5 protein-coding genes and 1 pseudogene are annotated in these 6495 nt (G+C 67.7%); all 6 read left to right on the top strand.

Going from position 1 to position 6495, the window contains the following annotated elements:
- Nucleotides 1-594, top strand: a pseudogene (locus tag BSE24067_RS12385) (ornithine cyclodeaminase family protein); the annotation flags it as partial.
- A gap of 10 nt (nucleotides 595-604) precedes the next feature.
- The gene (gene doeA / locus BSE24067_RS12380; RefSeq protein ID WP_151064007.1) at nucleotides 605-1813 is read left to right on the top strand and encodes an ectoine hydrolase DoeA; all 1209 of its coding nucleotides are present in this window, start codon (nucleotides 605-607) and stop codon (nucleotides 1811-1813) included.
- Between the two features lie 4 nt (nucleotides 1814-1817).
- Nucleotides 1818-2843, top strand: a complete 1026-nt coding sequence (doeB, locus tag BSE24067_RS12375) for a N(2)-acetyl-L-2,4-diaminobutanoate deacetylase DoeB (protein WP_151064006.1) — start codon at nucleotides 1818-1820, stop codon at nucleotides 2841-2843.
- Between the two features lie 13 nt (nucleotides 2844-2856).
- Nucleotides 2857-3327, top strand: coding sequence for an Lrp/AsnC family transcriptional regulator (locus BSE24067_RS12370; protein ID WP_151064005.1), 471 nt, complete (start codon nucleotides 2857-2859; stop codon nucleotides 3325-3327).
- 123 nt (nucleotides 3328-3450) lie between these two features.
- Complete coding sequence (locus BSE24067_RS12365; protein WP_151064004.1) at nucleotides 3451-4929, top strand: NAD-dependent succinate-semialdehyde dehydrogenase; 1479 nt, start codon at nucleotides 3451-3453, stop codon at nucleotides 4927-4929.
- A 20-nt stretch (nucleotides 4930-4949) separates the two neighbouring features.
- Entirely contained in the window at nucleotides 4950-6344 is a 1395-nt protein-coding gene (locus BSE24067_RS12360) for an aspartate aminotransferase family protein (protein WP_151064003.1), read from the top strand.
- Nucleotides 6345-6495: the final 151 nt, after the last annotated feature.

Raw genomic sequence — 6495 nt, 5'->3', positions numbered from 1 at the left:
ATCGTCGGCGCGGGCGAACAGGCGCGGCTGCAGCTCGACGCGCTGATGCTCGTGCGCGACATTACGCACGCGACGGTCTGGGCGCGCGATGCCGAGCGGGCGGCGCGGTTCGCGGCCGCCGTGCGCGCCGCGCACGGGATCGACGCGGTCGTCGCGCGCTCGGTGCATGCGGCGCTCGCCGACGCGGACGTCGCGGTGACGACCACGCCGAGCCGCGAGCCGCTCGTGCACGCCGACGATCTGCATCCGGGGCTGCACGTGACGGCGATGGGCTCCGATGCCGACTACAAGACCGAGCTCGCGCCGTCGGTGTTCGGCGTCGCGCGCTACTTCTGCGATCGGCTGCAGCAAACCCGCGTGGCCGGCGAACTCGCGCATGCGATCGCGGCCGGTGCGGTCGCGGCCGATGCCGTGTTCCCCGAGCTCGGCCAGGTGATCGCCGGGCAGCACGAAGGCCGCACGCATCGCGACGACATCACGATCTGCGACCTGACCGGCACCGGCGCGCAGGACACCGCCATTGCCGTGCTCGCGCTGCAGCGCGCCCGCGCGGCAGCGGTGGGCACGATTTTCCACAACGACCTCACGACTTGAGAGGAGACAGATGGCCGCAGTCATCGAAACCCAGGAAGCCGTGCCGTGTCTTGCGTTCGAGCGCAGCGAATACGCTGCGCGCATCGCGAAGACGCGCACGGCGATGCAGCGGGCCGGCATCGACCTGCTGATCGTCACCGACCCGACCAACATGGCCTGGCTCACCGGCTATGACGGCTGGTCGTTCTACGTGCATCAGTGCGTGCTGCTGCCGATGGACGGCGAGCCCGTCTGGTACGGCCGCGGCCAGGACGCGAACGGCGCGAAGCGCACCGTGTTCATGGCGCACGACAACATCGTCGGCTACCCCGATCACTACGTGCAGTCGACGGCCCGTCACCCGATGGACTACCTGTCGACCGAAGTGATCGCGGCGCGCGGCTGGAGCACGCGGCGCATCGGCGTGGAGCTCGACAACTACTACTTCAGCGCGGCGGCCTACGCGTCGCTGCAGAAGCACTTGCCGTCCGCGCGCTGGGTCGATGCGACCGCGCTCGTGAACTGGCAGCGCGCGGTGAAGTCGCCACGCGAGATCGAATACATGCGCGTCGCCGCGCGGATCGTCGAGCGCATGCATGCGCACATCGTCGAGACGATCGAGCCGGGCATGAAGAAGAGCGACCTGGTCGCGCAAATCTACGCGACCGGGATCGGCGGCGCCGACGGCCACGGCGGCGACTATCCGGCGATCGTCCCGCTGCTGCCGACCGGCGCCGACGCGGCTGCACCGCACCTGACCTGGGACGACTCGGTGTTCGCGCGCGGCGCGGGCACGTTCTTCGAAATCGCCGGCTGCTACCGCCGCTATCACTGCCCGCTGTCGCGCACCGTCTATCTCGGCAAGCCGCCCGCGCACTTCATCGAAGGCGAGCGCGCGGTGGTCGACGGGATCGAGGCAGGGCTCGCGGCCGCGAAGCCCGGCAACGTATGCGAGGACATTGCGAATGCGTTCTTCGCGGTGCTGCGCCGTGCGGGCATCGACAAGGACAGCCGCTGCGGCTATCCGATCGGCGCGAGCTATCCGCCGGACTGGGGCGAGCGCACGATGAGCCTGCGTCCGGGCGACCGTACGGTGCTCGAACCCGGCATGACGTTCCATTTCATGCCGGGGCTGTGGCTCGACGACTGGGGACTGGAGATCACGGAGAGCATCCTGATCACCGAGACGGGCGTCGAGACGTTCTGCAACGTGCCGCGCAAGCTGTTCGTGAAGGAGTAGGACGATGCGTGCTTCCCCGATCACGCCGACCGTCGATTTCGACGCGGACGGCGAACAGCATGGATTCCTGAAGCTGCCGTACTCGCGCGACGATTCCGCGTGGGGCGCGATCATGATTCCGGTGACCGTCGTCAAGCGCGGCGACGGGCCGACGGTACTGCTGACCGGCGGCAATCACGGCGACGAATACGAAGGGCCGGTCGCGCTGTCGAAGCTCGCCGGTTCGCTGAAAGCGGCCGACGTGACCGGCCGCGTGATCGTCGTGCCGTTCATGAACTACCCGGCGTTTCGCGCGGGCTGCCGCACGTCGCCGATCGACGCCGGCAACCTGAATCGCAGTTTTCCGGGGCGGCCGGACGGCACCGTCACCGAGAAGATCGCCGACTACTTCCAGCGGCATCTGCTGCCGCTCGCGACGCACGTGCTCGACATTCATGCAGGCGGCCGCACGCTCGACTTCGTGCCGTTCGCGGCGATTCACGTGCTGGAGAACCGCGACCAGCAAGCACGCTGCGAACGCGCGATGCGCGCGTTCGGCGCGCCGTACTCGATGCGCATGCTCGAGCTCGACAGCGTAGGCCTCTTCGACACCGCGGCCGAGGAAGCCGGCAAGGTGTTCGTGTCGACCGAGCTCGGCGGCGGCGGCTCGTCGACGGCCGCGAGCGTCGCGATCGCCGAGCGGGGCGTATATGGATTTCTCGCGCATGCGGGCGTGGTCGCGAAGGACGTCGTCGATGGCAACGCGCCGCGCACGACGACGCTGCTCGACATGCCGGACGGTTCGTGCTTCACGACGAGCGAGCACCACGGGCTGCTCGAGATGTGCCGCGATCTCGGCACCGAGGTGAACGCCGGCGACGTGCTGGCGCGCGTGCACGACATCGGCCGCACGGGCGTCGCGCCGATCGAATACGTCGCGCGGCGGCGCGGGCTGCTCGCGGCGCGGCACTTCCCGGGCATCGTGCAGGCGGGCGACACGATCGCGGTGGTCGCCGACATCGTCGAGCGCAACATTCCGGTGTCCGCGTGAGGACGCATAGCCCGTGATCAAGCTCGATCGATACGACCTCGCGATCCTGCGCATTCTCGAGCGGGACGGACGCATCACGAAGTCGAAGCTCGCGGAGGCCGTGAACCTGTCGATCTCGCCTGCTTGGGAGCGCGTGCGCAAGCTCGAGGAAAGCGGCGTGATCCGCGGCTATCGCGCGGACGTCGACTGGATCGGCGCGTTTTCCGGCAGCCGCATCGTCGTCGAGGTGACGCTGTCGCGTCATACCGCGCCCGACATGCGGCGCTTCGAGGCGCGCGTGAGCGCGGCGCCCGAAGTCGCGCAGTGCTATGCGACCGGCGGCGGGGTCGACTACGTGCTGCACGTGATCGCGCGCGACATCGACCACTACCAGCGCTTCATCGACGCGTTGCTGATGGAGGACCTCGGCATCGAGCGCTACTTCACGTACATCGTGACGAAGGTCGTGAAGTGCGAATCCGGCGGCGCGCCGGACTGGCTCTGAAACTTCGCGCGAACGCGCGGCAATACGGAAAAAACCGCAACAAGCGGGCGCCGAAACCGAAATTTCCGCACCCGCCGGCACGACAGAATGAAGCTCGTGCCCACCCAAACGAGGAGACGCAGGATGTTGCCCGGACACCCCGTTCTGTTCAAGTCGACCTGCTATGTCGACGGTCGCTGGATCCACAGCGACAGTGCCGCGACGGTCGCCGTCGTGAACCCCGCCGACCAGGCCGTGATTGGCCACGTGCCGATGCTCGAGCGCGCGCAGATCGTCGGCGCCGTCGACGCCGCGCAGCGCGCGTTCGATACGTGGCGCTGGACGCCGCAGACGGTCCGCAGTGCCGCGCTGCTGCGCTGGCATGCGCTGATCCTGCGGCATCTCGACGATCTTGCCGCGCTGCTGTCGCTCGAGCAGGGCAAGCCGCTTGCCGAATCGCGCGGCGAGATCCGCTATGCGGCGAGTTTCGTCGAATGGTTCGCGAACGAGGCGAAGCGCGTCGCGGGCCGCACGATCCCGACGCATATCGACGGCGCGCATCTCGGCACGCTGATGGAGCCGGTCGGTGTCGCGGCGCTGATCACGCCGTGGAATTTCCCGGCCGCGATGATCACGCGCAAGGCCGCCGCCGCGATCGCGGTCGGCTGCACGGTGGTCGTCAAACCCGCTCACGAGACGCCGTTCTCGGCGCTCGCGCTCGCGCAACTGGCCGACGAGGCAGGCTTGCCGGCCGGCGTGTTCAACGTCGTGCTCGGCGAACCGCAGATGGCGATGGAAACGCTCGTCGGCGATGCGCGCGTGCGCGCGGTGAGCTTTACCGGATCGACGCGCGTCGGGCGGCTCGTCACCGAGACGGCCGCGAAGGCCGGCATTCGCAAGATCGCGCTCGAACTGGGCGGCAACGCGCCGTTCATCGTGACCGAGGATGCGGATCTCGATCAGGCGGTGCGGATCGCAGTCGGCGCGAAGTTCCAGACGTCGGGGCAGGACTGCTGCGCGGCGAACCGGATCTTCGTCGCGCGTCCGCTGTATGAAGCATTCGTCAGCCGCTACGCGAACGCAGTGCGTGAACTGAAGACGGGCCCCGCGTTCGAGCCGGGCGTCGACGTCGGGCCGCTGATGCACCAGGCCGCGTTCGACGCGACGGCCGCGCGTGTCGACGATGCGCGCGCACGCGGCGCACGGATCGTCGCGGGCGGCCGTCCGCACGCGCTCGGCGGCTGGTTCTACGAGCCGACCGTGATCGCGGATGCCGCGCCGGGCATGCGCGTGTACGACGAGGAAAACTTCGCGCCGATCTCGGCCGTGTGCGCGTTCGACACGCTCGACGAGGTGATCGACAAGGCCAACGACACCGAGTACGGACTCGCCGCGTACGTGTGCGCGACGCGCATCGACACGATCTTCCAGCTCGTGCGGCGGCTCGACTTCGCGATGGTGTCGGTCAACGGCGTGAAATTCACCGGTGCGCCGATCCCGTTCGGCGGGATGAAGGCGTCGGGCCTCGGGCGCGAAGGCGGCAGCGAAGGGTTCGAGCCGTTCACCGAAACCAAGTACTTTTGCCTCGGCAATCTCGGCCTGCCCGTCGCGGCGTCGGCCTGACTCAATCAAAGGAGCACATCATGAAGCAATCGATCGACGCACTGCTGCGCGAGGACCGCGCCCACTTCATGCACCCGTCGACGCACGCATACGACCACGAGAGCGGCGCGCTGCCGGGCAAGATCGTGCGAGGCGCAGAAGGCATCCGCATCGAGGATCACCAGGGCAAGCGCTATATCGACGCCTTCGCCGGCCTCTACTGCGTGAACATCGGCTACGGTCGCACCGAAGTGGCCGACGCGATGCACGAGCAGGCGAAGCAGCTCGCGTATTACCACACGTATGTCGGCCACTCGTCGGACGCGATCATCGAGCTGTCGTCGCGCATCATCGACTGGGCGCCGGCCGGGATGAAGAAGGTCTACTACGGGATGTCGGGTTCCGATGCGAACGAGACGCAGGTCAAGATCGTCTGGTACTACAACAACGTGCTCGGCCGGCCGAACAAGAAGAAGATCATCTCGCGCGAGCGCGGCTATCACGGCTCGGGCATCGTGACGGGCAGCCTCACGGGCCTGCCGAGCTTCCACCAGCACTTCGATCTGCCGATCGACCGCGTGAAGCATACGGTGTGTCCGCACTGGTATCGCAAGGCGCCGGCCGGCATGAGCGAAACGCAGTTCGTCGCGTACTGCGTCGACGAACTCGAGAAGCTGATCGCGCGCGAAGGCGCCGACACGATCGCCGCGTTCATCGCCGAACCGGTGATGGGCACGGGCGGCATCATCGAGCCGCCGGCCGGCTACTGGCCCGCGATCCAGGCCGTGCTGCGCAAGCACGACATTCTGCTGATCTCCGACGAAGTCGTCTGCGGGTTCGGGCGCCTCGGCTCGAAGATGGGCGCGCAGCACTTCGGGATCGAGCCCGATCTGATTACCGTCGCGAAGGGGCTGACGAGTGCTTACGCGCCGCTGTCGGGTGTGATCGTCGGCGAGAAGGTGTGGGACGTGATCGCGCGCGGTTCGCAGGAACACGGACCGATGGGGCACGGCTGGACGTATTCGGGCCACCCGGTGTGTGCGGCTGCCGCGCTCGCGAACCTCGCAATTCTCGAGCGTGAGAATCTCGTCGGCAACGCGGCCGAAGTGGGCGCGTATTTCGGCGCGAAGCTGCGCGATGCGTTCGGCGCGCATCCGCTCGTTGGCGAGGTGCGCAGCGTCGGGATGCTGGCCGCGCTCGAGTTCATGGCCGACAAGGATGCGCGCACACCGTTCGATCCGGCGCTGAAGATCGGCGCGCAGGTATCGGCCGCGGCGCTGCAGCGCGGTGTGATCGCGCGGGCGATGCCGCATGGCGACATTCTGGGTTTCGCGCCGCCGCTCGTGATGACGCGCGCGGAAGCCGACGAGATCGTCGGGATCGTCAAGGAAGCGGTGGACGAGGTCGCGGAACGGAATCTTTCCAGCGTCGCGTGAGTTTGTTGCGGTTCTGATGCGCGCGTAGCGCGTGATGTGACGCCGTCGCACGGGAGTGCGGCGGCGTTTTGCTTTGGGTTGTTCGTTCGCGAGTTTGGGTAGCCGCCTGGCTATCAACGAGTAAAAGGAGCGAGTCGCGAATGTGCTTCTC

This window comes from Burkholderia latens (assembly GCF_902499045.1).
GTDB lineage: Bacteria > Pseudomonadota > Gammaproteobacteria > Burkholderiales > Burkholderiaceae > Burkholderia > Burkholderia latens.
Note: the sequence above shows the minus strand (reverse complement) of the source record. Positions and strands in the feature narration are given on the sequence as shown.